The organism is Chryseolinea soli (assembly GCF_003589925.1).
Taxonomy (GTDB): domain Bacteria; phylum Bacteroidota; class Bacteroidia; order Cytophagales; family Cyclobacteriaceae; genus Chryseolinea; species Chryseolinea soli.
Genome location: NZ_CP032382.1, coordinates 2,019,892 through 2,044,961 on the forward strand (window position 1 = coordinate 2,019,892; position 25,070 = coordinate 2,044,961).

A 25,070-nucleotide genomic window follows, 5' to 3' on the forward strand; every position below is an offset into this window, starting at 1 on the left:
GATGAGACATCGAATCTCATCTCTTTCTTATGATGTAAAGGCGGATTTACTTCGCCTTCAAATTCTTCTCGAACAATTTCAAAATACGCTTGTACTCATCGGTCCAACTGCTGGCTTCCACAAACCCATGATCTTCCATGGGATAAACGGCGAGTTCCCAATTGTCTTTCCCTAGTTCGATAAGACGCTGCGACAAACGCACGGCATCCTGGAAATGAACGTTCACATCGACCATGCCGTGGCAGATCAGCAACGCGCCCTTCAGCCCCTGCGCATGATACAGCGGCGAACTTTTTGCATAGGCGATGCTATCGCTTTGCGGGATGTTGAGAATGCTGCCGGTGTAGGGATGATTGTAGTGCGCCCAGTCGGTGACGGGCCGCAATGCCGCGCCGGCGGCAAACACATCGGGCGTGGTGAACATGGCCATGAGCGTGATGAAGCCACCATAGGAGCCTCCATAGATACCTATTCGCTTGGGATCGATCTGGTGTTGATCAACCAGGTACCTCGCGCCATCGAGGTTGTCGGTCAGATCTTTTCCACCCATGTGGCGATAGATGCCGGTCCGCCAGTCGCGTCCATAACCGGCACTGGCGCGGTAGTCCATATCCAACACCGTGTAGCCCAGATCGGCCAGTAAATTGTGGAACATGTATTCACGGTAATAGCTGCTCCACCACCTGTGGGCATTTTGAAGATAGCCCGCGCCGTGCACAAAGATGACGGCCGCGCCGTTGGGGGTTTTTGGCTTATACAGGCGCGCATAAATGTCTTTGGAGTCGCGCGCTTTGACGGTGATCAACTCAGGCTCGCGCCACGGATAAGATTTAAATTCGCTCGAAAGGGACTGGGTGATCTGTCGCTGTTTTGCACCCGGCTTGTTCTCCATGATGAAAAGCTCCCACGGTTTGTTGCTGTAGGAATAGCGGAAGGCAATGTTCTTCTCGTCGGGTGAAAGAAAAATTTCATGTGAGCCGGTGAGGGTTGTCAGTCGCTCGGTTTTTCCACCAGTCACGGGCAAGCGATAGAGTTGTTTTTCACCGGGATGTACTTCATTCGTTACGACGTAAAACAATTTCTTACTGGCCGAGAGCCACACTTGTTGCACTTCGAAGGCACCACTGGTGAGTGCCTTTTTGGTGCCCGTGGCAACGTCGATCGTGTAGAGGTGTAGAAAGCCGGTCTCTTCAGAGGTGTACCACAGTTGCTTGTTGTCGGCCAGCCAGCCCATGCCGAGGTTGCCAAAGCCGTTGCCACTGATCCAGGCTTCGTCGTGTTGATGACTCAAGGTGGTCAGCTTTTGGGTGGCAGGATCAAGCAAAGTGATCCAACGATCTTTGAAGTCGAGGGAGTTTATGGTCACCACACAATATTTTCCATCCTCCGACCACAGGGCGTTGCCCACAGTGACCGGCCGTGGCATAGCCTTGGCTTTTTTGTCAGCGTCGGATGTCTTTTTGGAAGGATAATCTTTTGTGTACTCCAGCGTGTCCGCTATCCCCGGCAGCGCATCCATTTTCACAAGTTGCGTGGTATCATGGGCGATGTCGTATATATAAAACTCACTGCTGCTCACCGGCGCACCCACTTTGGGGCGCGAGAAAATTTCTTCCGTAAAGCCGGACACCGTCACGTAGTTCGGTACGATCGTGCTTTTGGGACCGGATGTTTTTGACACGCGATAGGTGATAAATTTTTCATCCGGGCTCAACATCAATAGATCCGCAGACTTGTCGTCGAGGTAGATCTTCTTGGGTCGCTTCGGCTGTGTGGCCTTTTGATTTTTTTGAGTGAGCTGTTGCTTGCGGTCGCGTTCCCTCAGCACATCGAAGTAGGCGAGTTGATCTTGATGCAACCACTTATCTTGGTCGGTATAGGATGGGGTGCTTTTCTTGCCTTCCTTGAAGTCAGTGAGCTGGGCAAATTCACCAGTGGCGATCGTCCAGCTAAAGAGGTTGGGGCCTGCATTGAACAGGATCTTTTTTTCATCGCCCGAAAAAGCAGGAGACGATTCCCGCTGCACGGTATTGGAGATCTGCGCGATCTTGGCGGTGGCGACAGTATAGAGAAAAACATCGCCGTTCTTTTCATAGACATAAACGGTGTAGGCCTTGTTGAAGATCCCATTGCGCGAGGGCAGGGTCATCTGCGCCTTGGCAGGAACCATCACCGGTGTAGGGTTTTGGAGGGTTACTGAATACAGGGAGTCGGCGATCGCGTTTTCCGGGTTCCAGTTAAAGTAAACGGTCTTGCTGTCGGGCGACCAGGAAACGTTACTGGGCGACACCCCGATCCACTTGGGATCACGCATTATTTTTTCAACGGTTAGTTTGTCCAGCACGGATTGGGCATGCGTGCAGAGTGCACTCCAGAGGAGCAAGGTCAGGCAGGTTAGGCGGTACATGAAGAAAAATATTTTTGACAAGATACTGTAAAGGAATATTTTCAAGTCTAATTTTTACAGGAATGTCACACGTCATCATCCGCCCCATTACCCCGAAAGACAACCAAGCCATGGCTTCTGTTATACGAACGGTCATGCCCGAGTTTGGCGCGGGCGGCGCAGGCTTTGCCATCCACGACAACGAGGTGGACAACATGGCCGCCGCCTATTCGCAGCTGCGAACGGCTTACTTTGTTTGTGAAGTGGATGGGGTCGTTGTTGGCGGGGGAGGCATCGCGCCCCTGGCCGGTGGCGAGGAAGATACCTGCGAATTAAAGAAGATGTATTTCCTTTCTTCAGGCCGCGGACTTGGGTTGGGCCAGCGGGTGTTGGAAGCGTGTTTGCTGGCGGCGGGACGATCGGATTTCCGATACTGTTATCTGGAGACCTTCAACACCATGAAGAGCGCCATGAAACTCTATGAAAGGAATGGGTTTGTTAAAATTCCGGGGCCCTTGGGGAATACGGGACACTTTGCTTGCGATACGTTTTATCAACTGGATTTGAAGGCCAGGCAGATCGCTTGACGGGTAACAAATAAAAAAGTCGGACGCAAGGAATGTACTGCGTCCGACTTTTTATGTTATGGTTTAATTATTTTTTAGACGACACGCTGGCGGGCATGTACATATAATCCAACGTAACATCCAGCATGGCTTTCAACCCGGTGAGCATGCCGCGTTCGTCGATCATGAAATCGGGTGTGTGGTGAGCAGGCACTTTGCTGGGATCCTGATCCGGAGGCATAGCCCCGACGAAGAAAAAGAATCCGGGCACTTTCTTTTGATAGAATGCAAAATCTTCCGCTCCGGTCACGGCATTGATACGCGCCACATTTTCGGCACCGGCCGCCTTTTGCAAGCTGGCCACCATGCGCTCGGTGAGCGGAATGTCATTGTAGGTAACCGGCGTTTTGTTTTCGATCGTCACCTCGGCTGTAGCGCCTGCGCTCTCGGCAATTTTGGTGGCGGTCAGTCTGATTTTTTCGTGGATCTTTTTCTGCATGTCTTCATCCAAGGTGCGGATGGTGCCGGCCAGTTGGGCTTCTTCGGGAATGATATTTTCGCGAACACCCGCTTGAAATTTTCCCACCGTGATCACCGCGGCTTCTTTCGTCAATTCGGTTTGACGGCTGACGATGGTTTGCAGCCCTAAAATAATCTGCGATCCCACCACGATGGGATCGATACCCATCCAGGGTGCTGCACCGTGTGATTGTCTGCCTTTAATATTGATATAAAACCAATCCGACGCTGCCATCATCCCGGCGGGGCGATATGTGATTCTTCCCAGGGGAGAGATCGATTGAATGTGCATCCCGAACACCACATCCACTTTCGGATTTTCGAGCACACCTTCCTGGACCATCAGGTTGGCACCGCCCGTGAGACCCGGCAGCGAACCTTCTTCGGCAGGCTGGAAAATAAATTTGACGGTACCTTTCAGATCATTTTTGTTTTTGGCAAGGATCTCGGCCACGGCCATGAGTATGGCCACATGCGTATCGTGTCCGCAAGCATGCATCACGCCGACTTCGGTGCCGTTGAGCATGGCTTTTTCTTTGGAGGCAAAGGGAAGGCTATTGCGTTCAATGACCGGCAATGCGTCCATGTCCGCCCGCAAGGCAATGACCGGCCCAGGTTTACCGCCCTTCAACAGGCCCACTACGCCGGTCTTGGCCACACCGGTTTGTACTTCGATGCCCAGCTTTTTCAGGTGCTCGGCTACATAAGCGGCGGTCTTCACTTCCTGGTCCGACAGCTCCGGGTATTGGTGAAAGTGGCGGCGCCACTCAATAACTTTGGGCTCAAGTTGTTTGGCTTGTTCATCTATTTTAGCTTGCAGCTTAGGGTTTACCTGCGCAATCGATGCAAACACGATGAGGCTGCCCATGAGGCAGAAAAAAACTTTCTTCATAGGTTTTTGTATGATTAACGAAGGAAACAATATAGAGATTAAAGCCAACCAGACAAACCGATAATGTATGGAGTGGATCAAAATATTTGCTGGAGAAGACATCGCCCGGGAGCAGTTAAAAGAAGATAAGCCGCGCCTGCTGGTGGTGAATGGTCGCCGCATTTGCCTGGCGCGACACGGCGGAAAATTCTTTGCCGTTCAGGACGCCTGCACCCACAACGGCGAATCGCTCAGCAAAGGACAAGTGAACTACCTGGGTGAGATCGTCTGCCCCTGGCACAACTACCGTTTTGCCCTCGACAACGGCAAAGCCTGTGACTCGTCTTGCCGCGATCTGGCCACCTATCCGTTGAAATGGGATGAGGGTGGTTTTTTTATCGGTATGTGAAAATAGATTAATCCGTATTTTCGTTTCCAAATACATTGACTGGCCAACCGAACATGCATCGACCCACAAGGATACTTTTTTTTAGCCTCATCACTTTCCTGCTTTCCGCGCCCGCTATTGCCCAACGCGTGGTGACGCCAAAAGAATGGATCGAGCAAATGAACCTGAAAGCGGGTTTGCCCGCAAAACTGTTGAGCACCCGGAGCGTTGTTTTCTATGATTACTCCCTGACGGAAAAAAATCTCCTCGATGTACAGCAAATGCTGCAGCGTACCGGTGTTGACGGCGTTGCCTATTTTGAGCTGGACATGCTCATGGCCAGCAAAGACATCACAAAGGCTTTCGCCGATTATTTCACGAAACGCGAAATGACCAACATCGTGTTTGTGGAACGCGACGAAACCAACTACCGCGTCACCGTGACGGCCTTCAACGAGAAAGAAACCGTCGTCGACCCTGGTCAAGCCGCATGGTCGGAATCCAACAGTGTCTTGCTGGAAGCTTTGAAAGCCCTCTATCGGACGGCGGCCACTCAACAGAAAAAACAAAACCTGCTCATCAACGACACGCCCGAAACGGGCCTCGCCATCAATCCCATCCTGGGCAAGCGAAATGAATTCTATGCCCCCGATCTCAAGGTCGACCCCCTCTCCGTACAAAAAACGGGCGATGCAGCCATCGATGCAGAACTGGAGGCCATCTTCACGGCTAACTACCCGTTAAAATTTAAAATGACCGAGCCCAATCTCACGGAAAAAGAGATGCGCAAACAGGGACTGCTCTATGTGCTCTGCGTGGTGCACGCCCGCGGCTCCGTGGCCAAAGAGCTTCTGGGCTATGACATGAGCAAATCCGAAAGCGCCCTGGTTTCCGTGACGTACCCCGAAACAACGCAACAGCTAAAGAATATCCCCTCCAACACCACCATCTTCAAATTCTACTTCAAACACATCGACTCTGGAAACGCCTTCTTTGGCACCAAATGGGACGCGGACATCACCTGGCAACAAGCCCTCCTCAACCAGATCCGCGGCATGAAAGCCGAGCTCCGCATCAACAATTGATCGTCGCGTTTTCCGGGGACTTTACGAAACCGAAAATTTTCTTTTTCCTCCTGACATAGGGCTGACACGGGTGGATCGTTACTTCACACCAAAGCAACGCATCACCCTAACCCAAAAGGAAAATGTACACCCCCGAATTCTTTGACCGCCTCTGCCGTGTGCTCCACGAAGTGATCCCCCAGTTCAACGAGCGCCGCTTCATCTTCCGCATCTTCAACACCGAGTGGCCGGACCTCGCCCTAAAGCAACGCACGCACCAGGTGACCATGGCCTTGCACGAGGCTCTCCCCAAAGAATTTCCCGCCGCCGCAAAAATGATCGATGCCATTGCCCTGCGCTTGCGCCAACAAAAAGAAAATGAACGCTACTATCCCTTCATGTTTCTGGTGGAATACCTGGAACGCTATGGCCAACACCATCTCGAAGAGGTGTCGCGGAAGGCAATATCTTTCAAAACAAAAGAGGCTGCCCCACAAAGAGCAGCCTCGGCTTAGTTTAGGATAATTGTTTTTTAGTTAAGATGAAAAGCCGCACCCACAGCATACACCCCACCGATCTGATCGGTGCCATAATATTCCCGCGCATGGCTATTCAGAATGTTGCGTCCATTCACAAACACGTTGAACTTCTGCGTGATGTTATAGGCTGCCTTCAAGTTCACCAACACCTTACCGGAAATGTTCCCCACCGCACTGTTGTCTAAAGGACTGTCGCCGCCATACTGGCGTTGCGAAGAGAAGCAATAACCATTCAAATTGAAATTGAATTTATTGTTCGGCCTGAAGTTCACGAAATATCCACCGTATACCGCAGGCGTGCTCTTGTGGTCGCTGTCGCTATACGTAGTGGTCGCTGTGTAGCTGGCCGGCAAGTCTTCTGTTGTTGTCTTTTGATAGGTGACAAAGGGTTTGATTTGCCATTTTGCAGTCGGAACAACATTGAGCGACAGCGTGGCACCGGTTTGCTTTGCCACCGTGGGCACATTCGCGAAGCCCGATGTGATGGCGCTCGTAGTGATGATGGCCGAAAAGTTCTCTGCTTTTTGCTGGAACACATCAATGTCGAGTTGCAGGGTCTTCGAGAATTGCGTGCGATAGCCCAACTCGATCATGCTGATGCGGAAAAGATTAAGATCCTGGTTACCCACGCGCGAAGCATTAACCGTTACGCCGGGAGCAACCTGTACAGGTATCTGTATGTTCAAATAGTTGTTACCAATAAAAGAGCCGCTGTTGGACCGGGTCACGGCCGCACGGATCAGGTTGTTTGCGTTCAGACTATACGTGGCGGCAAATTCATAGGCCAAATAAGCGTCGTTGGGCACGGAGAATTTGTCGACGCGAACAGCGGCGATCACGCGAAGGTCCTTCACAGGCTTGATATCGGTGCGCAAGTAACCCGACGTGGTGTTGATGATCACCGTCTCGCCGTTCAGGTAAGCGCCGGTTTGTGCGTTGAAGTAATCCTTGTCGTTGTAGTTTGCATTCTGGTAGTTGATACCGGGAACGATCGTGGCCACGCTGCCAATCTTGAATTCATACTCCGCTTCTGCGTTGGTGGTAACATAGTCGTATTTGCCGGGTGACGTGCCATAATTCAGGTCATCGGTACCTTTGATGACCGACGTGCGCACATGCAAGCCGTAAAGATGAGCTGCAAGATTGGCGTACTGGCTTTGTGACGTATTGAAAGTGAACGGCGTGTTGTTACCACCGATAAAGTTCTTTTGAACGTCGGATTCCTGCAAGCCAAGCGTGAGGTCGAACGAAACTTTCTCGCTGGTCTTGTAGTTCAGGAAAGCGTTTGCTCCCCATTTGTTCAGGGCGCGATCGGGGTGAGGATATTGTTTTTCAGAATTGCTGGTGAGCGTTTGAATGGGAACGAACTCCTGCGTGTTGTCATTGTAATACAGGTCATCGAAGCGCTTGCGATTTTGATAATTCGTCGAAAGCGTATAATTGAACTTTTCGCTTACCTTTTTTCCAAACGAACCATTGGCAATGAATGTAGAGGGCGTTGCTGCCTGAACAGAGGCGTTAGCATACGTCTTGGCATCCTTGTTCGCTCTTTTGGTAATGATGTTGATCACACCTGTTACGGCATTGGGACCAAACAACGGCGAAGAAGGACCACGAACGACTTCGATGCGATCGACGTCGTTGATGTCTACCGGCAGCGCTTCCCAGGACGTTCCTCCCAGGTTGTTGTTGAACACCGGGCGGTTGTCGATCATGACCAGCGTGGCCAGGTTTGATTTTTGGTATTCGGTATTGTGACGAAGAACGTTGTCAAATCCACGGATGTGAATGTCATAGACACCGTTGGTTTCTTCGCGCACGATCACACCAGGAGCCAGACGCAGCGCCTCCATGATGCTGGTGGAACCCGCCTTGTCGATATCGGCGCGGGTGATGGTATAGCTGGAGAGGGGAGCATCAAACAACGTTTCGTTTTTCTTGGAGGCTGAGTTGATCGGAACATTCATCAGGTCCTCCAACGACATTTCATAAAGGTCTTCTTCTGTGGGTTCCTGCTCCTGGGCATAGGACGGAACGTACACACCAAGCAGGAGCATGCCTGCGAGTGGCAAGGTAAACTTAAGGGACATAAAAGAGTTTTTTGTTTAATTAAGGGCGGACAAAAGTAGGGCGGCGCGCGGCGGCAGTTTGTCAAAAAGGTCAGCCAACCTTACACTCACTTGATTATCAGCAGGGTTGTACAAACAACCCAATAAAATTTGGTGATCCCAAGCGACTAAAAAGTAGGTTAAAAGGCCCTCGCAAACGAGATAATTAAGCGAACGCGAAAAATCCATCCGGGGATCGTCTGGGATGAACGGTGCGTTATAAAGCGGATTTTATTTAGATTTTTTATTGAAAATAGGTTGTGCAGCGACATTTTCGGGGGTCAATGTCATCTAACAGAAAAATTCACGATAGCATGAAAAAGATAAAGACCATCCCCTTCGACTTTGTTTTAGACGAGCTCTTTCCGGTCGACCCCGTCACGCGGCCCATGTTTGGCGGTTACGCGATCTACGTGAAAGATAAGATCGTGATGATGCTGCGCAAAAAAGACACGCTGGTCCACGACAACGGTGTTTGGCTGGCCACCACGTTCGAACATCACGAGAGCCTCAGAAAAGAACTTCCTTCTATGCGCACGATCCGTTTGTTTGGTGGCAAAGAAAGCGGCTGGCAAAATTTGCCGGAAGACGCGCCTGATTTTGAGGAAGAGGTCAGTCATGCCTGTCGTCTTATTTTGAAGGGCGATGTTCGCCTGGGGAAAGTGCCCGCATCAAAAAAGAAGGCAACTCCTGCAAAAAAGAGTGCGTTGAAAAAGAAGAAGGTTCCGAAAAAGGCCACACCCGAAAAGAAACGACCCATCGGAGCGAAAAAGACCCTGAAAAAGAAGAAGTCGTGATTATTTTACGACGGTGCTGAAAACGACGTTCACCCGCGTGTAGTACACCGTAGTGACGCCCTCAAACCCTGAGTCCGTTCCCACAAACAACCAAATCTCGCCATCGCCATTGCTGCGCGCGATAAACGGGGCGGCATTGGCAGATGCATTGGTGCGGGTGATCAGTGCATATTCTGTAGACTGCTCTGGGGTGGCAATGTTGCCCAGCACGGTGGCCATCAGGCCGGAGTTGCTTTGATTGCCCTTGTCGAGGTTGAAAGTATATTGATTGCTTTCGATCACTTTTTTGGGTTCCATACCCGATGCGCCGGCCTTCAGAAACACGCCTTCACCCGGCGAGCCGCCCACGCCAGAGTATCCGCTGGGGGCATTCGAGGCCAGCTCCACCTCAAACACTACCGTGTAGTCCGTGTTGGGGGAGAGACCGGTGAGTTTCTTCTTCATGAACATGAACAGGTCATCGCTATGATTGAAGCCCGACAGCATGACAGATTTCCCGGTGCCCGTACTCGCGGGGCGGTCGGTGTAGGCAAATTTTAATTCATAAAAGGTGGAATCGCCTTCGCCGGCAGGGAAGTCCGAAAAATCGACTTGCCAATCATCTTGAGAGACGGCGAAGTCGTTGCTATAGGACGACACCAAAATGCTGCCTTCGTCTTTCGACAGGCTGCACGACGCCAATACAATCGATAACATGACACCAAAAAGCTTACCGCACGTTTTCATATTCTGTTTTTCATACCCATAGACACGGCCCCTTGTGCAAAGGTTGGAACCCGCGATACCGCAAATAAGGTACCATCCCAAACTAAAAATATAAAACTTACGTCACTCATAAGAGAACTCAGATTTCAAAAGTATCGTTCTACCGACTATATTATATTGTTTTTAGCGCCTATGCAACATTCTACACTCCACGGTCAATTTCCCTTTCACTCCAAGCTCAGTCTGAAGCTGCTCATCGAGTATTGGGAGCGCACCATCGCGCAAGGCAACGTACCCGATTTTGCAAAGAACATGATGGCCTACCTGGATGATGCGCCAGAGTTGCGTCAACCCATCGAAGATTTTGCCGTTGTCGAAAAACACCGAACATTCATCAACTTCCTGATGTCGGCAGTATTGCCCCCGGCAAACCAGGACACCGAGCGTGCCGCCGCCATTCTTCCGTTCCAATTCAAATCCATCTATAGCACCCGTGCCTTCGACAAAACGCTCGACATGAAGCGCATCGAAGAAATGGTGGTCACCAATTTCCCGGACAACCACATGACCCTCGGCAAAACCGTGAAAGCCTGTCTGCTGATCCTGGAAAAATTCTACGGCTACAAACTCGACCTGGACAAACCCATTCTGTTCACGATCCCCGACCCGAAGACCAGTCTTGAAAAAGTATATAAGATAGAGATCAGCCACCAGTTCTGCGAGATCATTTGCAAGACCACACCCAAGCCCATCGAAAAACATGTGCTGAAGTTTTTGATGGAAAAGATCTACGACGTTGACCTGTGGTTGCAATACATCCGCCCGGAAGATTACGAATTCTGGGGTTTCATTGAAATGAGACTGATCGATGTGACGGAGCAGGAAATGCTGTCGTCTATAAAATACGATTTGCTGAAAAAGAACGCTGTGGTACGCGAAGAAAGCTTCTCGGCCATTCAGCAGAAATTGCGCTCGCTTTTTGGTATCCCCGAAATGAAGCTGGGCATTGCCTACATGGACCCCAGCAACAACATCATCCTCAACAACGGCTCGTCGCAATGCTGGAAGAGTTTGGCCGATCGCCCCACCGACGATCGCCCCTGCGACGACTATACGGGCTCGGTCTATGAAAGAAGCTGGATCGAGAAACGCTATGTGACCGTAGAGAATTTGAGGGAATATCCGTTCCCGTCCAAGGTAGAGGAATCGTTGCTGGCGAATGGCATCAACAACATTTTGCTTGCGCCGCTCATCGACGAAGGCGAAACCATTGGCATGTTGGAGTTGGCCACGTCTACACCCGGACAGCTCAACCCGATCAGCGCCCACAAAGTGGAGAACGTGTTGCCGATGTTTACCGCCGCCGTGAAGCGGGTCAAAGAAGAAATGTCGACCGAAGTGCGGGCCCTGATCCAGGAAGAGTGCACGGCGATCCACCCCAGCGTGCAATGGCGCTTCTTCGACGCCGGCGTGAAGCTGATGAACCAGCGCCGCCACGACGACAAAGCGATCATGGAGGAAATTGTTTTCAAGGATGTGTATCCGTTGTTCGGTCTGTCGGATGTGCGCAACTCATCGATCGAGCGCAACAACGCGATCCAAAAAGATTTCCAGCAAAACCTGAAGCTGGCCAAAGACCTGCTGCAAAAAATCTACGAACAGAAAAAACTGCCCTTGGTGGAGGAAGTGATCTTCAAAACCGAAGAGCAGCAACAAAAAATAAATCGCGGCCTCGCCTCCGGCGACGAAAGCAACGTGATCGAATTTCTGAAAACGGAGATCCATCCCCTGATCCAGCATTTTGAAGAAGACGGAGAATTAAAGAAGCACATCGTTCGCTACCGCGCACACCTCGATCCTGTGTTTGGTGTGGTTTATAAACGACGCAAGGCGTTTGAAGAAGACCTGGCCCTCATCAACCGCACCATCGGTAACCACCTGGATGAAGCGGAAGTGAGCGCGCAGGAAATGTTTCCGCATTACTTCGAAAAGTATAAGACCGATGGCGTGGAATTCACCCTGTACGTTGGCAGTTCGCTGGTGAAAGGAAAAACATTCGACACGTTCTATCTGAAGAATTTTCACCTGTGGCAGTTGGTCACCATGGTAGAGATCCATCGCAAAATGGAAGCGCTGAAGCCCCGCTTGAAAAATAACCTGGACATCACCCAGTTGATGTTGGTATATGACCAACCGATCTCCATCCGTTTCCGCGCCGACGAAAAACAATTCGACGTCGATGGCGCCTACGATATCCGCTATGAGATCGTGAAAAAGCGTATCGACAAGGCCCATATCAAAAACACAGGCGAACGTCTCACGCAACCCGGCAAGATTGCCGTGGTGTATAACCAGGCAAAAGTGGAGGATGAATATCGCCGCTATTTCCACTACCTGGCCGGTAAAAAGTTGATCACGGGCGAGGTGGAGGAATTGGAGTTGGAAGAGCTTCCTGGCGCCACCGGCCTGCGGGCGTTGCGCATTCACCTGGCCGACCCTGAAAAAGAGCCCGCTACGCATCAAAAAGACGATTTGCTGAAGGATATAGAAGATGCGTTGAGGCTTCATTAAGTGAGCCCTGTTTGCTACCTTCGGAGAGTCTATGAAAAGGCTCCCACTTCTTTGCGGCTTGTTGCTAGCGATCTTTTCCTGTAAGGAGATCTCGTACAAAGAGCCTCAGCCACGGGGCAAAGCTATCCTCACCACCGTGCCGGCAGAGCTTCACGGCATGTATGTGCTGTCGGACGACAAGGAAACATCAAAAGACACCCTCATCATTACTTCCAGCGGTTACCGCGTGGTGAGCGACCGCAAGGAAAGTCCATTGGGGGATAGCCTGGTTTTGAAATACTACAAAGGCTATTATTTCTTGAGCATTAATGAAAATCCCGAATGGCTTTTGCGTGTGGTGAAACGGCAACCCAATGGTGACCTGGCGTATTTTTCGATGGATACCGACGAAAAAAATTTCAACCAGTTGTTGAGGAATCTCACCAAGGAAACAACCGTCGATTCCGTTGTCATAAAAGGCGAGAAGCTTTATCAGATCAATCCCTCTGCGAGCAAACTCATGAAGCTGATCAAGAAAGGTTATTTCAAGCAGGCCCTCATCATGAAAAAGATGAATCCGTAGCGCATCGACGCACCATCTTCATTTTCAGGATAAAAAAAAGACGACCCGCCATCGGGTCGTCAGTATCAGTAAACCTATTAAAAAGTCTTATTCCAGAACAGCTTCCACGTCATCCATTTTTGCCGTTGTAAATTTTCCGGAGGTTGCGTGAATAATTTTTCCGTCGGCATCCAGCACGAAGAAATAGGGGATGTCCTTCTTTTCAAAGTCGAGCGCTTCCTTGTAAGGTTTTAGCTCGCCGCGATAGAAAAGAATGTAGGGGAGGAGTTGCGGATCGACATTTTTTATGGCTTTGCGTTTGGCGGTGCCCGTGGCGGCGGCGTTCACACCGGTGAACATGGGAACGAAATAAACATTCACATCATAGGCAAAGCTGGACATAAGCCCTTTGTTCTTTTGGATGAATTTTTCAAATACGGGTTGGAACCAGGAGTTCAGTTCATCTTCCGATTTTTTTGAATACGCCAATCCCAACAAGGTGTATTTGCCTTTTACATCTTGCGGGAGTTTAACTTTTTTATCTTCAACGGTTTCAGCTTCCATGTCGGGGAACAGTTTACCTGTTACCTGCGAAAAGGAAGAAAGGGACAAAAGAAGCCCCATAAACAACAAGCCTAATTTTTTCATAACGTAGTTTTGGTTTGAAGTTGAAGGTACGAAAACCGCGCCAGAAGAACGGTTGTCTTCCTTTGGTCAACGCTTTTTGCGAGACGTAAAGCAAAAGACGCAGTTGGATGGCGTTGCGAAGCTTTCGTGTTTTTCACCGCAAAGACGCAGACGCGCAAAGTTTGGCGCAAAGACGTTGCATTTACTTTGCGTCTTAGCGCCATTGCGGTGAAATCTATTTTAGTGCACCCATTTTATTTTCTCCGCAACGGGTTTTCGCTTTCCTTCGGGGAGAGGTCCTTTGGGGACACCCACGTGAAAAAATCCGATCAGCTTATCGGCGTCGCTCCAGCCGAAGAATGTTTTTGCTTCTTCAAAATACGTAACCCCTCCCGTACTAAGATATCCACCCACGCCATAGGCGGTGGCGGTGAGATACATGTTTTCGATGGCGCAAAAGACGGCGCCGATTTCCTCGATCTCGGGCACGGCTCTCTTTTCATCGCGCTTCATGCCGATGGCAATGATGTGCGATGAAAGCAAAGGCTTGCTGAGCAGGCCTTGGTATTTATCTTCATTAAAAGTACCGTTGGCGGTGGTTACCTTTTTGTAGAGCTCGGCTTGAAACACCGCAAGTTGCAGAATGCCTTGGCCGGTGAAAACCACAAAGCGCCAAGGCTCCGTGAACTTGTGTGTGGGCGCCCAGTTGGCGTTGTAAAGCATTTGCTCAACGATGGCGTCGTTCACGCGAGCGCCGCTATATTGGGCCTGGAACACGGAACGGCGTTTTTTGATCAGCGCGTTGACAATATCGGGATCAATATTCATTTGTTTTCTTTTTCATAAATTTACAAGAATCAAAACGTTTTATAGCATGAAAAAATGTCTACTCTTCATCACGATAACGATCGCCATAAGCGCCTGTGCTCCGACCTACGTGCCCAACATGCGCAACTCTCCCTTGTTTCGAAAGGCGGGAGAGTTCCAAGGCTCGGTGCAATTTGGTAACGGCCTCGATGCGCAAGCCGCCATTGCGGTGACCAACCACATCGGCGTAATCGGCAATTACTCCTATGCGGACCACACTTCGTATACAAGCAACGACGACGACTATCATCGCCACAAGCTTCTCGAAGCAGGCCTGGGCTATTATGAAAACGAAGGCAACTGGTGCTACGAAGTATATGCCGGCTATGGAAAGGGAGAAGGCTCCAGCTATGACAACTACGAATTCTGGGGAACACAATCGGCACGGTCCACCGGAAAATTTGAACGCTATTTTATTCAGCCCGGCTTCGGATATAACAAGAAGGTTTTTCACTTTTCCATTATCCCGCGGATCTCGGTGGTCAACTTCACGGAATTTACGACGGACGCCACCATCACACAGCCCATTCACCTGGGCAACAATTACAAAGTTTTTGTCGAACCCGCCTTCATGGGCCGCGTGAACCTGATGGACAATCACATGTTCTTTTGCTTTCAAGCCGGAGTTTCGATGGCTACCACCTCGGTATATTACGACTACCGATGGTTTCAGATGTCGACGGGAATCGGTTTTCGCATCGGCGGATGGAAGAAAGATTCCGCTACGGACGCGACGAAATAAAAAAAATCGCCGCCTCGAAAGGGGCGGCGATTTTTTTTAACACAAATTTCTTAACACCCACTATTTCGGGAACAAGCTGGCGTCGATGTTGGGAACGACTTTTATGGCGTTCTTGTAGTAGATCTTTTTCAACACATCATCGGGAAGATCAAGGCCATACATTCGCCAGAAGGCGTGGTAGCGCTTGTGATATGGAAAATAATCGTCGGCGGTTTCGAGCACGCGGAAATAGGTGGAGTATTCTTCGGGTACCCACGAATCTTTGCCAAACATGACACGATCCTGGTATTTGATGAGGAACGCGCGGCCTGCACGCGGTTGACGGCCCAACTCGGCGATCACGGCACCGAGCTCGCAATACATGTTGGGCATCTGATCCAACAACTCGCCAAGCTTTTTCAGATCGTTGGCATACCATCCCATATGGGCATTGATGAATTTTGTCTTCGGATGTTTTTTAAACATGCGGTGCTGTTCGGCGATCACGGTTTCCCACGATGTGGTGTCGGCGTCGTGTCTTCTGCCCGGATGAAGTTTCAGCTCCAGCCAGCGTTCGTTATTCTTATCGATCGGTTGCCAGAATTGTTTGGGGTCGGCGCTGTGGATGAACACGGGGATACCCAGTTGACCGCATTTGTCCCAGATGGGATCGATGCGCGGGTCGTCGATGTGGATGCGGCGGCCTTTGCTGTCCACGGCAAATAGCCCGAGCGTTTTATAGATCTTCAAGCCGTTGGCGCCTTTTTTCACATCGTCTTCCAGTTGTTTGAGCATGCGGCCCTGCCACTCGGGATCATCGATCGCGGCAAAATCCATGTTGGTGAAAACGATAAGGCGCTTGGGGTTGGTCTTCTTCACGTTCTCCAACGACTTATCCAGGTGCTCGGTGCTGCCCCGGCCGCGGCCGCTCAGGTTCACCATCACGGCCATGTTGAGTTGGTCCATTTCTTTGAGCAGGGCGTTGAGGTCCTGCGTGGGCATGTTGAACTGATGGTTGTGCACATCGACGAAGGGATATTTGGCGCGGGTGAGCACATGTTCCGGAACCACCAGCGTCGACGGCGGATCGTAGTCTTCAAAATCCATTTTCATGTCTAACGGTCTTTCCTGCGCACAGGCCTGGATCACGCTCAGGAAGGCCAGGGTGCCGATGTAGATTCTTTTCATGTTCATGCTAAAAAAGTTGCCCTGAAGATAACGGGAATCGCGAAAGCGTGGATAAAAATTTTTCAGACGGACCAAACCGTATTTAAGGTATAGGGCCACCGATTTCGCCGTGTGATGCGGGAGGGGCCGGATTTTATTTTTACCTTGGGGGTTGATTCATCCTAATCCAGCGACATGAAAAAGTTCGCCTTCATTTTTTTAGCACTCCTTATTTTTTGTGCCGCTCCCGCGCAAGATCCGCAGCTCGACCCGGCCAAAAAGAAGCTCCAGGCAAACGACTTTGCCGGCGCCAAAACGGAGCTCACCAAGATCATCGACGCCAACCCAAAGAACAAGGCAGCCTTCAACCTGCGGGGCCAGGCCAAGGCAGGGCTCGACGACTTTTATGGAGCCATCGGTGACTACAATTTTGCCCTGGAAACGGATTCCACCTATGCCGAAGCGCTCAACAACCGCGGCGAAGCCAAAATGGCCCTGGGTGACGACGAAGGCGCTATTCTGGATTTTGGAAAAGCTTTAAAATTCAACCCCAAGTTCGCGGAAGCCTATACCAACCGTGGCCTGGCAAAATATAATGTGGAAGACCTGCAAGGTGCTTACTTCGATTTCTCGAAGGCCCTGGAACTGGGACCCGTGGACGCCGACAAATATTTTAACCGCGGCGTGGCGAAGGCCGAACTCGGCGAATTTGTAAGCGCCATCGACGACTACACCAAAGCCATCGAATTGGATAAAACGGACCCGGCCCTTTACAACTTCCGGGGTGTGGCACATTACAATGTGGGCAATCTCGACCAGGCCATTGCCGACTATGACGAGGCCATAAAACTGGAGAGTAAGGACCCCCAGATGTACGAAAACCGGGCCCTGGCCAAAGGAGCGAAGCAGGACTTTAAGGGCGCCGTGGAGGACTATACCAAAGCGATCCAGCTAGACCCCGACGAACCCGAGACATATAACCTGCGGGGTGTAACAAAATATAGCCTCGAAGACCAGGACGGCGCCATTGCCGACTACACCAAAGCCATCTCCCTGGATGCCACAAACCCCGTTTACTTCGACAACCGGGCCCTGAGCAAGACCGAAAAAGAAGACTATGCCGGCGCCGTGGAGGACTACTCGGCGTCCATCGAATTATATCCCAACGACCCCGAAACTTTCTACCAACGCGGATTAGTGAAATTGAGCATGAACAACAAATATGATGCATGCCTCGATTTTAAACGGGCCGAAGATCTCGGCTCGGCCGATGCCAAAACCGCGATCAAGAAAAATTGCAAGTGAAAGTCGCAGTTGTGCTCAACGGAATCTCATTGGAGAAAGATAATTTCTACAGAAATTATTTTCCGGCCATTTCTATTGTCTGCCCGCCGCAGATTTTTGAAACCCGTTCGGCCAACGACGCCGTAGCCCTTGCCTCAAAGGCGGTGGATAAACGCTTCGACATTATTTTTGCTGCCGGTGGCGACGGCACCCTGAACCAGGTTGTAAACGGGGTACTGCAGGGAAGAGAAGATGCTTCGAATTTGCCAGCCATCGGGGTCATTCCCATCGGGATCGGGAACGATTTTGCGCGCGGCATGGAAATAAAAAACGAACCCGCCGAGCTGACACAGCTTATAAAAAATTTCAAACCCACCTTCATCGACGCCGGCATCGTGCGGTTCACCACCAAGGAAGGAAAAGAGGAGCAACAGTATTTTGTGAACATTGCCGAGCTGGGCATGGGGCCGGAGGTGGTCCGGAAGGTGCTGGCGAGCGACCGGATCTTTGGCTTGGCCATGTCCTATTTCCAGGCCATCGTGGCCACCTTTTTTACGCACAGTGCTGTGGAGGTGAAACTGGTTGCCGACCAATGGCAATGGCAAGGCAAGCTGCGCACGTTGGCCATTGCCAACAGTAAGTATCTTGGACACGGCCTTTGCATAGCGCCGCATGCCATACCCGACGATGGCATTTTTGAGGCGGTGGTCTATGGCAAGGTTTCCTTGTTCGATTTTCTCCGCCATTCCAGCACGCTGAAACAGGGAAAGAAAGTAGAACACCCCGAGGTGACCTACCGGCAGGTGCGGCGTATAGCCATGACGTCGACAACGGAATGTCCTATTGAGGCGGACGGCGAACTTTTGGGGTGGCTGCCCGCCAGCGTGGAAATGCTGCCGCGGAAATTGAAATTCCTGATATAAAAAAAGCCGGAACATTCGCCCCGGCTTTCGCTTCAAGCAGATTAAAGTCTATTTTCTTACAACCAGCGTGCTGGCGATCATGTCGTGAAGGGCCTGCTTTTTTTCCGTGAAAGCGGCCATGATATACCCGATGAACGCTATATAGTGCGATACGATCTTGCTAAGATTTCTGACCAAGGCTTTTCCAAATTCCAGTTTGTTGCCGTCCACGTCAGTGACTTTTATGCTCAACGCCAACTTGCCAACGGATCCTTGAAATTTGGAAGATTCCATGAACGAATGATAAAGCGTTTGAAGAACAAAGAAAACGATTTGATAGAGCACGATAAAGGCCATGAAGGTGGCAACGAAACTCATCGCCGCCGCTTCATCGGCAGATTCGAGTTCTTGGGCCTTGGCGGCGATGCCAATGCCAAAGATGGCGAGTACAGGCATAACGAGTATGAATTGGACACAGCTCAAAATGATTCCATCAATAACGTAAGCCACGAACCGCAGCCAGAAGCCAGCATAATTTGTATTCATAGGTAAAAGGGATTGGTTTATTAAAGCTAATGATAAAAATCATGCCCACAAATGCCTGACGTTACCTGATCTCTGTTAATTTTAAGGACTCACCGAAAGCGGTCATGAATAAAAAACTTCAAAAACGATTTGACCGGCTTGAACTGGACCAGCAAAAGCTTCTACAAAAGCTGTCGACCCTTTCCGAGAAACAATTGAACGCAAGCCCGCCCGGCAAATGGCCGATAAGTTACATCGCAGCACACCTCATCACGTCCGAGCGTTTGTCGCTGTTGTACATGAAAAAAAAGTCGCAGGGAATATCCGGCCTGCGGAATTCGGGGATGGTGGAGGAAATCAAAATAGCGCTTTTAAAGCTGTCGCAACGGTTCCCCTTTAAATTCAAAGCCCCCAGCTACCTGGTGGAGCATACACCCACCAGCGAGCCATTGACCGACCTATCTCAACGTTGGAATGCCGAGCGCGGCAAGCTCCGGAAATTCCTGGAGGAGGTAAAAGACGAAGATTTATATAAACTGGTCTACAAACATCCCGTTGCCGGCCGCCTGAACGTGCTGCAAGCGCTGGATTTTATGATCGAACATTTTCACCACCATTTACCACAGATCAATCGCCTCCTGTAAGAATTCGCGCGGGGCCATCGATCGCTTTGAACATCTTTCCACGTCAAATGCATTTCTATGAAGAAAATTTACTTGCTCTTTTTTCTGCTGATCACCGGGTCGTTCCTCCACGCCCAAAAACTGCTGAGTCCAAAAGAATTTTTAGGATACGAATTGGGCGACCGGTTCACCCGTCACTATAAAGTGATGGAATATTTCAAACACGTGGCCGATGTCATGCCCAACGTGGAGTTGATCACCTATGGCGAAACCTACGAACACCGCCCCCTGGTTTATGCCGTTGTGGCCTCGGCCGAAAACTTTGCCAACCGCGAGCAGATCCGTCAGGACAATCTGAAACGGGCCGGCCTGCTGGACGGCTCGCCCAGCGCCGACAAGAAAGCCATCGTGTGGATGAGCTACAACGTGCACGGCAACGAGGCCAGCTCCCTGGAAGCTTCTATGTGGACGCTCTACGACCTGGCCAACCCGGCCAACGCAAAATCACAAGAATGGCTGAAGAACACCGTAGTGGTACTCGACCCTTGTATCAACCCCGACGGCCGCGATCGCTATGCCAACTTCTACAATCAATATTTCAATTCACCCGCCAACAGCAGCGGCGACGCCAAAGAGCACCGCGAGCCCTGGCCCGGCGGCCGGGCCAACCATTATCTCTTCGACTTGAACCGCGACTGGGCGTGGGAAACGCAAATCGAATCGCAACAACGCCTCAAAGTATATCAACAATGGATGCCCCACGTGCACATCGACTTTCACGAGCAGGGGTACAATGAGCCTTATTATTTTGCGCCGGCCGCAGAGCCTTTTCACGAAGTGATCACCCCCTGGCAGCGCGAGTTTCAGACGACGATCGGCAAGAACAACGCTAAGCATTTCGATGAACACGGATGGCTGTACTTTACAAAAGAGCGTTTCGATTTATACTATCCCAGCTATGGCGACACGTACCCGACGTACAACGGCGCGATCGGCATGACCTACGAACAAGGCGGTGGCGGCTATGGCGGCCTCAGCATCATCGGCGAGGAAGGCGACCCGCTGACGTTGAAAGACCGCATCGCACACCATTACACCTCCGGACTGTCGACGGTGGAGATCACGTCGTTGAATGCGACGCGTGTGGTGGATGAGTTTGAGAAATATTTTCGCGAAAACAACACCGCACCCACGGCACCCTACAAGACCTATGTCATCAAAGGCGACAACAACATCGACAAGCTGAACAAGATCACGCGGTGGATGGATACCCACGCCATCAAATACGGTCACCCTTCCGCCGGAAAGGCCAGCCGCGGATACGACTACCAAACGCAAACCACCGCAGCCTTCAACCTCACCACCGACGATATCGTGGTGAATGTTTATCAACCCAAATCAAGATTCATCACCACCGTGTTCGAGCCGCAGTCAAAACTTTCGGATTCGGTCACCTACGACATCACGGCGTGGAACCTCATGTACGCCTATAACCTGAAAGCCTACGCCCTAAACGAACGCATCAATCCCGGCAAAGCCTATCAGCCAAAGACGGCCGACAATGCCACGGTGGCGGCAGCGCCGTACTCCTACATTTTTAAATATCAAAGCCTGAACGATGTGGAGTTGCTTGCAGGGTTGTTGAAAGCCGGTGTCCGCGTGCGTTTTGCGGAAAAGTCGTTTACCGTCGGCGGGCAACTGTTCGACCCGGGCACGCTGATCATCACGCGACGCAACAACGAGAGCACGAGCGACTTTGATAACACGGTCGTGAACCTGGCCAAGTCGCTGGACCGTAAGATCTATACCTCCACCACGGGTTTTGTGGACAAAGGCTATGATGCCGGTTCGCCCGAAATAAAATTCATGAAAGCACCGAAAATCGCGGTGTTGTTTGGCGAACAAACCTATTCGCTGTCGTCGGGTGAGATCTGGCATTTCTTCGAACAGCAAATCCATTATCCCATCACCCAACTCGGCACGGAATATTTCAAGAATGTGGACTTGAGAAAATACGACGTGCTCATCGTGCCCGAAGGAAACTACCGGCTCTTCGATGAAATGGTGTTGGAGCAGGTGTCTACCTGGGTCTCCGGCGGCGGCAGGCTCATTGTCATTGCCAACGCCCTGAATGCGTTCAGCGAAAAGAAAGGATTCTCCCTGAAGCCCTACACGTCCGACAATGAAAAGACCGACGTGGAGAAAAAGGAGAAAGACTGGAAAGAAAAAGAAGCTCTCATCCGCTACGAAAACAACGAGCGCAACCAACTCTCCGATGCCATCTCAGGCGCTATTTATAAAGTGACGCTGGATAGCTCACACCCGCTGGCGTTTGGCTTAAAGGATACCTATTACACACTGAAAACCAATGAGCTTCGCTTTGGCTATCTAGAACACGGAGGCAATGTAGGCATCATCAAAGGCAAAGCGAAGCCGGTGCAAGGCTTTGCCGGAACGCGCATCAACAAAAAACTGGACAACAGCCTGGTGTTTGGGGTGGAACAGAAAGGACAGGGCTCGGTGGTGTATCTTGCAGACAACCCGCTGTTCCGTTGCTTCTGGGAGAACGGAAAATTGTTGTTCTCCAACGCCGTATTTATGGTAGGAAACCGCTAAGAGAACGCTTTATAAAAAGAGAAATGCGTTGCCGTGCAGAATCCATGCAAGGCAACGCATTTTGTTTTTATGTTATTGGATAGCCTTTAATGCCCCATTGTAATCGGGCTCCTGGCCAATGGTCGGCACGAGTTCGGTATACTTCACCAATCCATTTTTGTCGATCACCACAATCGCCCGCGCCAGCAGACCGACCATGGCACCGTCCACCATCTCCACGCCATAGGCCGTGGCAAAACCAAGGTGACGGAAATCCGACAAGGTTATCACATTACTGATGCCCTCCGCCGCGCAAAAGCGTTTGAACGCAAACGGCAAGTCCTTCGCGATGCAAAGCACAACGGTGTTGGTGAGCCCCGCCGCACGTTTGTTGAATTCACGCACAGACATGGCACAGACACCCGTGTCGATGCTGGGGAAAATGTTCATCACGATGTTCTTGCCTGCAAAATCTCTGAGGGTCACTTCTTTCAGGTCGTTTCCAACGAGGGTAAAGTCGGGTGCAACGGTGCCCGTGGCGGGCAGCATGCTGATGGTGTTCACGGCGGTCGCGCCAAGTTTTGTTTGTGCCATGCGGTATATAAAATTTAAAAGGTTCGGGAGAAGAGATTAACAGTGACGAAATTTAATTGTTTTTAAAATGGATGATCCAGGTCAGGACTTTTCCTTCACCAGCAGCTTCACAAATCGCCACACCAACTCCGGTTCGTATCCCTTCTGAATAACATATTGCGCCACTTTGTCACGCTTTACAAAAGCATTTTCCTCATGCAGGCCAGCCGATTTTTTCTCCACCAGCGATCGCAAGGTAGTTTCATAATCGGAATCGTTGATCTCCTTTAATCCTGACCGGATACAGTTTTGCGTGAGCCCCTTGGCTTCCAGCTCGTGCACGATCTTGACCTTGCCCCATTGTTTCATCCGGAACTTGCCTCCGGCAAAGGCTTTTGCAAAACGCTCTTCGTTCAAATAACCTTCGGTGATGAGGTGTGAGAGCAGTTCGTCCACTTCGCTTCCATACAGCCCGTAGCCATACAGTTTGTCCTTTACTTCCTGGTGGGACCGCTCCTGGTAAGCACAGTAGTGATAGATTTTTTGCCGGGCCTCGGCAACGGAAAGTCTTTTAACGGGCTTCTGCACAACCTAAAATTAAAGTACGCCGGGCCCTAAAGCAAAAAGGCCCGAGGGCCTTTTTTAAACTTGAAAGCGACAGCGCGCTGGTCGTCTTCTTTATGCTTTCGATTTCTCTTTTTCTACGGGTTTATCTTTCTCGATCTCCTTCACCAGTCCTTTGCTTCTCAAAACGCTGCCCACAAACTTGCGCTCGTTGTCGCTGTTAAAGATCTTGAAAGGCCAATAGATCAACTGCGCCTTGTTCACAAAAAGGACATAATGATCAGGGCCTACTTGCGCGCTCTGGATCTGGTCCCATTTCAGCGGCATGCCCTCGCGCGGATTGAGCTTCATCAAGATCTGCTGGCTGCTGATCTCATACGAGAATTTTTCAAACAACATCTTGCCCTGTTCTAATTGGGTGACGCCATAGAATTGGATCCACCAGAAAAGCAAATAGAGGCCCACGCCTACAAACGCGCCGATAAACCACCAGATGGATTGCGCCCCCGGTATGGCATAGCCCAGGCAAATGACCAGCGCACCCACGGCGGCCATCCAGCCTTGTTTCTTCAACACTCTTTTCAGGGCCAGGCTGATGTACAACTTCTTTTCCAGTTTGTAATTCTTCGTTTTAACTATCATAACATTAATTCACAAAAAATTTATTTCTCAATACTCCTGTTCGACCCTCGCATCAATAGGCCTTCAGACTCAGGTCCAGGCTTTGGATGGAGTGTGTTAGCGCACCCACCGAAATAAAATCCACGCCGCATTCGGCGATGCTGCGAATCGTTTTTTCGGTGACGCCTCCGCTGGCCTCAACCTTGCAGCGGCCGCCAATAAGCTGCACGGCCTCACGCATCTGCTCTACGGTCATGTTGTCGAGCATGATGACGTCGACGCCCCCGATCTGGAGCACTTTTTCAACCTCCTGCAGATTGCGGGTCTCGACCTCGATCCTCAGGTTTTTATGCGAGGCGCGAAGATAGTCTTTTGTTCGAAGGATTGCCGCTTCTATGCCGCCGGCCATGTCAATATGATTGTCTTTGAGCATGATCATATCGAAAAGCCCGATCCGGAGGTTCAAACCGCCCCCGATCAGCACCGCCCATTTCTCCAAAAGCCGGAAGTTGGGTGTCGTTTTGCGGGTATCCAGCACCCTGGCGCCCGTGCCCGCCACCAGCGACGTGAGGAAACGGGTTTTTGTGGCAATGCCGCTCATGCGTTGCATGCAGTTGAGCACCAGCCGCTCGGTGGTGAGAATAGAGCGTGCCGAACCCTCTACGGTAAACGCTACGTCGCCTTTTTTAATGGAAGCGCCGTCGGTGAGGTTTATCTGGAGGGAAAGCGAGGGGTCAAAAGCGCGGAAGATCTCCTGGGCAATCTCTACGCCGGCCAAAATGCCGTCGTCTTTCACCAGCAGGCGGGCTCTTTTGGTGGCTCCTTCGGCGATGGCCGCCAGGGTGGAATGGTCGCCGTCGCCCACGTCTTCCGCCATGGCAGAGGAAATGAAGTGGTCAATAAATGCAGGGGTGATGTAAGGTGGTCGCATCGTGCAAAAATAGAA

Annotated in this window: 24 protein-coding genes; 12 read left to right on the forward strand and 12 right to left on the reverse strand. The window is 50.8% G+C overall.

All coding sequences use genetic code 11. The annotated features are described in order from the left end of the window. Positions 1-46: 46 nt before the first annotated feature. Positions 47-2,407, reverse strand: coding sequence for a S9 family peptidase (locus D4L85_RS08710; RefSeq protein WP_119753957.1), 2,361 nt, complete (start codon positions 2,405-2,407; stop codon positions 47-49). 62 nt (positions 2,408-2,469) lie between these two features. Here D4L85_RS08710 and D4L85_RS08715 point away from each other — a divergent pair, with 62 nt between their 5' ends. Continuing rightward, positions 2,470-2,973 (forward strand): GNAT family N-acetyltransferase, encoded by a 504-nt coding sequence (locus D4L85_RS08715; RefSeq protein WP_119753958.1) that lies wholly within the window; start codon positions 2,470-2,472, stop codon positions 2,971-2,973. Between the two features lie 67 nt (positions 2,974-3,040). On the opposite strand, the gene D4L85_RS08720 is transcribed toward D4L85_RS08715, so the two are convergent. Further along, the gene (locus D4L85_RS08720; RefSeq protein ID WP_119753959.1) at positions 3,041-4,363 is read right to left on the reverse strand and encodes an amidohydrolase; all 1,323 of its coding nucleotides are present in this window, start codon (positions 4,361-4,363) and stop codon (positions 3,041-3,043) included. Positions 4,364-4,430: 67 nt separating this feature from the next. Here D4L85_RS08720 and D4L85_RS08725 point away from each other — a divergent pair, with 67 nt between their 5' ends. From D4L85_RS08725 to D4L85_RS08735, 3 genes are all read left to right on the forward strand, one after another. Beyond that, the gene (locus D4L85_RS08725; RefSeq protein ID WP_119753960.1) at positions 4,431-4,751 is read left to right on the forward strand and encodes a Rieske (2Fe-2S) protein; all 321 of its coding nucleotides are present in this window, start codon (positions 4,431-4,433) and stop codon (positions 4,749-4,751) included. Between the two features lie 53 nt (positions 4,752-4,804). Beyond that, positions 4,805-5,815, forward strand: coding sequence for a hypothetical protein (locus D4L85_RS08730; protein WP_119753961.1), 1,011 nt, complete (start codon positions 4,805-4,807; stop codon positions 5,813-5,815). Between the two features lie 122 nt (positions 5,816-5,937). Beyond that, positions 5,938-6,309: a hypothetical protein gene (locus D4L85_RS08735; RefSeq protein ID WP_160143615.1), complete on the forward strand. Its 372-nt coding sequence runs from the start codon at positions 5,938-5,940 to the stop codon at positions 6,307-6,309. Positions 6,310-6,326: 17 nt separating this feature from the next. On the opposite strand, the gene D4L85_RS08740 is transcribed toward D4L85_RS08735, so the two are convergent. Continuing rightward, on the reverse strand, positions 6,327-8,423 hold the full coding sequence (locus D4L85_RS08740; RefSeq protein ID WP_119753963.1) for a TonB-dependent receptor plug domain-containing protein: 2,097 nt from the start codon (positions 8,421-8,423) through the stop codon (positions 6,327-6,329). 332 nt (positions 8,424-8,755) lie between these two features. On the opposite strand from D4L85_RS08740, the gene D4L85_RS08745 reads away from it, so the two are divergent. Beyond that, complete coding sequence (locus tag D4L85_RS08745; RefSeq protein WP_228450827.1) at positions 8,756-9,238, forward strand: TfoX/Sxy family protein; 483 nt, start codon at positions 8,756-8,758, stop codon at positions 9,236-9,238. Here D4L85_RS08745 and D4L85_RS08750 read toward each other — a convergent pair whose 3' ends face one another. Continuing rightward, positions 9,239-9,964, reverse strand: a complete 726-nt coding sequence (locus tag D4L85_RS08750) for a hypothetical protein (protein ID WP_160143616.1) — start codon at positions 9,962-9,964, stop codon at positions 9,239-9,241. Positions 9,965-10,135: 171 nt separating this feature from the next. On the opposite strand from D4L85_RS08750, the gene D4L85_RS08755 reads away from it, so the two are divergent. Both D4L85_RS08755 and D4L85_RS08760 read left to right on the forward strand, forming a co-directional pair. Continuing rightward, positions 10,136-12,514: a GAF domain-containing protein gene (locus D4L85_RS08755; protein WP_119753966.1), complete on the forward strand. Its 2,379-nt coding sequence runs from the start codon at positions 10,136-10,138 to the stop codon at positions 12,512-12,514. 31 nt (positions 12,515-12,545) lie between these two features. Further along, positions 12,546-13,076 (forward strand): hypothetical protein, encoded by a 531-nt coding sequence (locus D4L85_RS08760; RefSeq protein WP_160143617.1) that lies wholly within the window; start codon positions 12,546-12,548, stop codon positions 13,074-13,076. 87 nt (positions 13,077-13,163) lie between these two features. Here D4L85_RS08760 and D4L85_RS08765 read toward each other — a convergent pair whose 3' ends face one another. Further along, positions 13,164-13,703: a TlpA family protein disulfide reductase gene (locus tag D4L85_RS08765; RefSeq protein ID WP_119753968.1), complete on the reverse strand. Its 540-nt coding sequence runs from the start codon at positions 13,701-13,703 to the stop codon at positions 13,164-13,166. Between the two features lie 219 nt (positions 13,704-13,922). Next, complete coding sequence (locus D4L85_RS08770) at positions 13,923-14,510, reverse strand: nitroreductase family protein (protein ID WP_119753969.1); 588 nt, start codon at positions 14,508-14,510, stop codon at positions 13,923-13,925. A gap of 46 nt (positions 14,511-14,556) precedes the next feature. Here D4L85_RS08770 and D4L85_RS08775 point away from each other — a divergent pair, with 46 nt between their 5' ends. Further along, complete coding sequence (locus D4L85_RS08775) at positions 14,557-15,291, forward strand: hypothetical protein (protein ID WP_119753970.1); 735 nt, start codon at positions 14,557-14,559, stop codon at positions 15,289-15,291. Positions 15,292-15,351: 60 nt separating this feature from the next. Here the strand turns inward: D4L85_RS08775 and D4L85_RS08780 are convergent, their stop codons facing one another. Beyond that, positions 15,352-16,458: an amidohydrolase family protein gene (locus D4L85_RS08780; RefSeq protein ID WP_119758712.1), complete on the reverse strand. Its 1,107-nt coding sequence runs from the start codon at positions 16,456-16,458 to the stop codon at positions 15,352-15,354. 174 nt (positions 16,459-16,632) lie between these two features. On the opposite strand from D4L85_RS08780, the gene D4L85_RS08785 reads away from it, so the two are divergent. Next, positions 16,633-17,742 carry a tetratricopeptide repeat protein gene (locus tag D4L85_RS08785; protein ID WP_119753971.1) on the forward strand — a complete coding sequence of 370 codons (1,110 nt, stop codon included), beginning with the start codon at positions 16,633-16,635 and terminating at the stop codon, positions 17,740-17,742. Continuing rightward, positions 17,739-18,644 carry a diacylglycerol/lipid kinase family protein gene (locus D4L85_RS08790; protein WP_160143618.1) on the forward strand — a complete coding sequence of 302 codons (906 nt, stop codon included), beginning with the start codon at positions 17,739-17,741 and terminating at the stop codon, positions 18,642-18,644. The genes D4L85_RS08785 and D4L85_RS08790 overlap by 4 nt, the downstream gene beginning before the upstream one ends. Positions 18,645-18,692: 48 nt before the next feature. Here the strand turns inward: D4L85_RS08790 and D4L85_RS08795 are convergent, their stop codons facing one another. Next, positions 18,693-19,169 (reverse strand): RDD family protein, encoded by a 477-nt coding sequence (locus tag D4L85_RS08795; RefSeq protein WP_119753973.1) that lies wholly within the window; start codon positions 19,167-19,169, stop codon positions 18,693-18,695. A gap of 104 nt (positions 19,170-19,273) precedes the next feature. Between D4L85_RS08795 and D4L85_RS08800 the strand changes: the two genes are divergently transcribed. Together D4L85_RS08800 and D4L85_RS08805 are read left to right on the forward strand one after the other, a co-directional pair. Next, positions 19,274-19,792 carry a DinB family protein gene (locus D4L85_RS08800; protein ID WP_119753974.1) on the forward strand — a complete coding sequence of 173 codons (519 nt, stop codon included), beginning with the start codon at positions 19,274-19,276 and terminating at the stop codon, positions 19,790-19,792. Positions 19,793-19,849: 57 nt separating this feature from the next. Further along, positions 19,850-22,387, forward strand: a complete 2,538-nt coding sequence (locus D4L85_RS08805; protein WP_119753975.1) for a M14 metallopeptidase family protein — start codon at positions 19,850-19,852, stop codon at positions 22,385-22,387. Between the two features lie 72 nt (positions 22,388-22,459). On the opposite strand, the gene tpx is transcribed toward D4L85_RS08805, so the two are convergent. The 4 genes from tpx to nadC form a co-directional block, all read right to left on the reverse strand. Then, the gene (tpx, locus tag D4L85_RS08810) at positions 22,460-22,960 is read right to left on the reverse strand and encodes a thiol peroxidase (protein ID WP_119753976.1); all 501 of its coding nucleotides are present in this window, start codon (positions 22,958-22,960) and stop codon (positions 22,460-22,462) included. A gap of 81 nt (positions 22,961-23,041) precedes the next feature. After that, a complete protein-coding gene (locus tag D4L85_RS08815; protein ID WP_119753977.1) occupies positions 23,042-23,527 on the reverse strand; it encodes a regulatory protein RecX in 486 nt (161 codons plus the stop codon). A 90-nt stretch (positions 23,528-23,617) separates the two neighbouring features. Beyond that, the gene (locus D4L85_RS08820; protein WP_119753978.1) at positions 23,618-24,145 is read right to left on the reverse strand and encodes a YcxB family protein; all 528 of its coding nucleotides are present in this window, start codon (positions 24,143-24,145) and stop codon (positions 23,618-23,620) included. A 52-nt stretch (positions 24,146-24,197) separates the two neighbouring features. After that, the gene (nadC, locus tag D4L85_RS08825; protein ID WP_119753979.1) at positions 24,198-25,055 is read right to left on the reverse strand and encodes a carboxylating nicotinate-nucleotide diphosphorylase; all 858 of its coding nucleotides are present in this window, start codon (positions 25,053-25,055) and stop codon (positions 24,198-24,200) included. Positions 25,056-25,070: the final 15 nt, after the last annotated feature.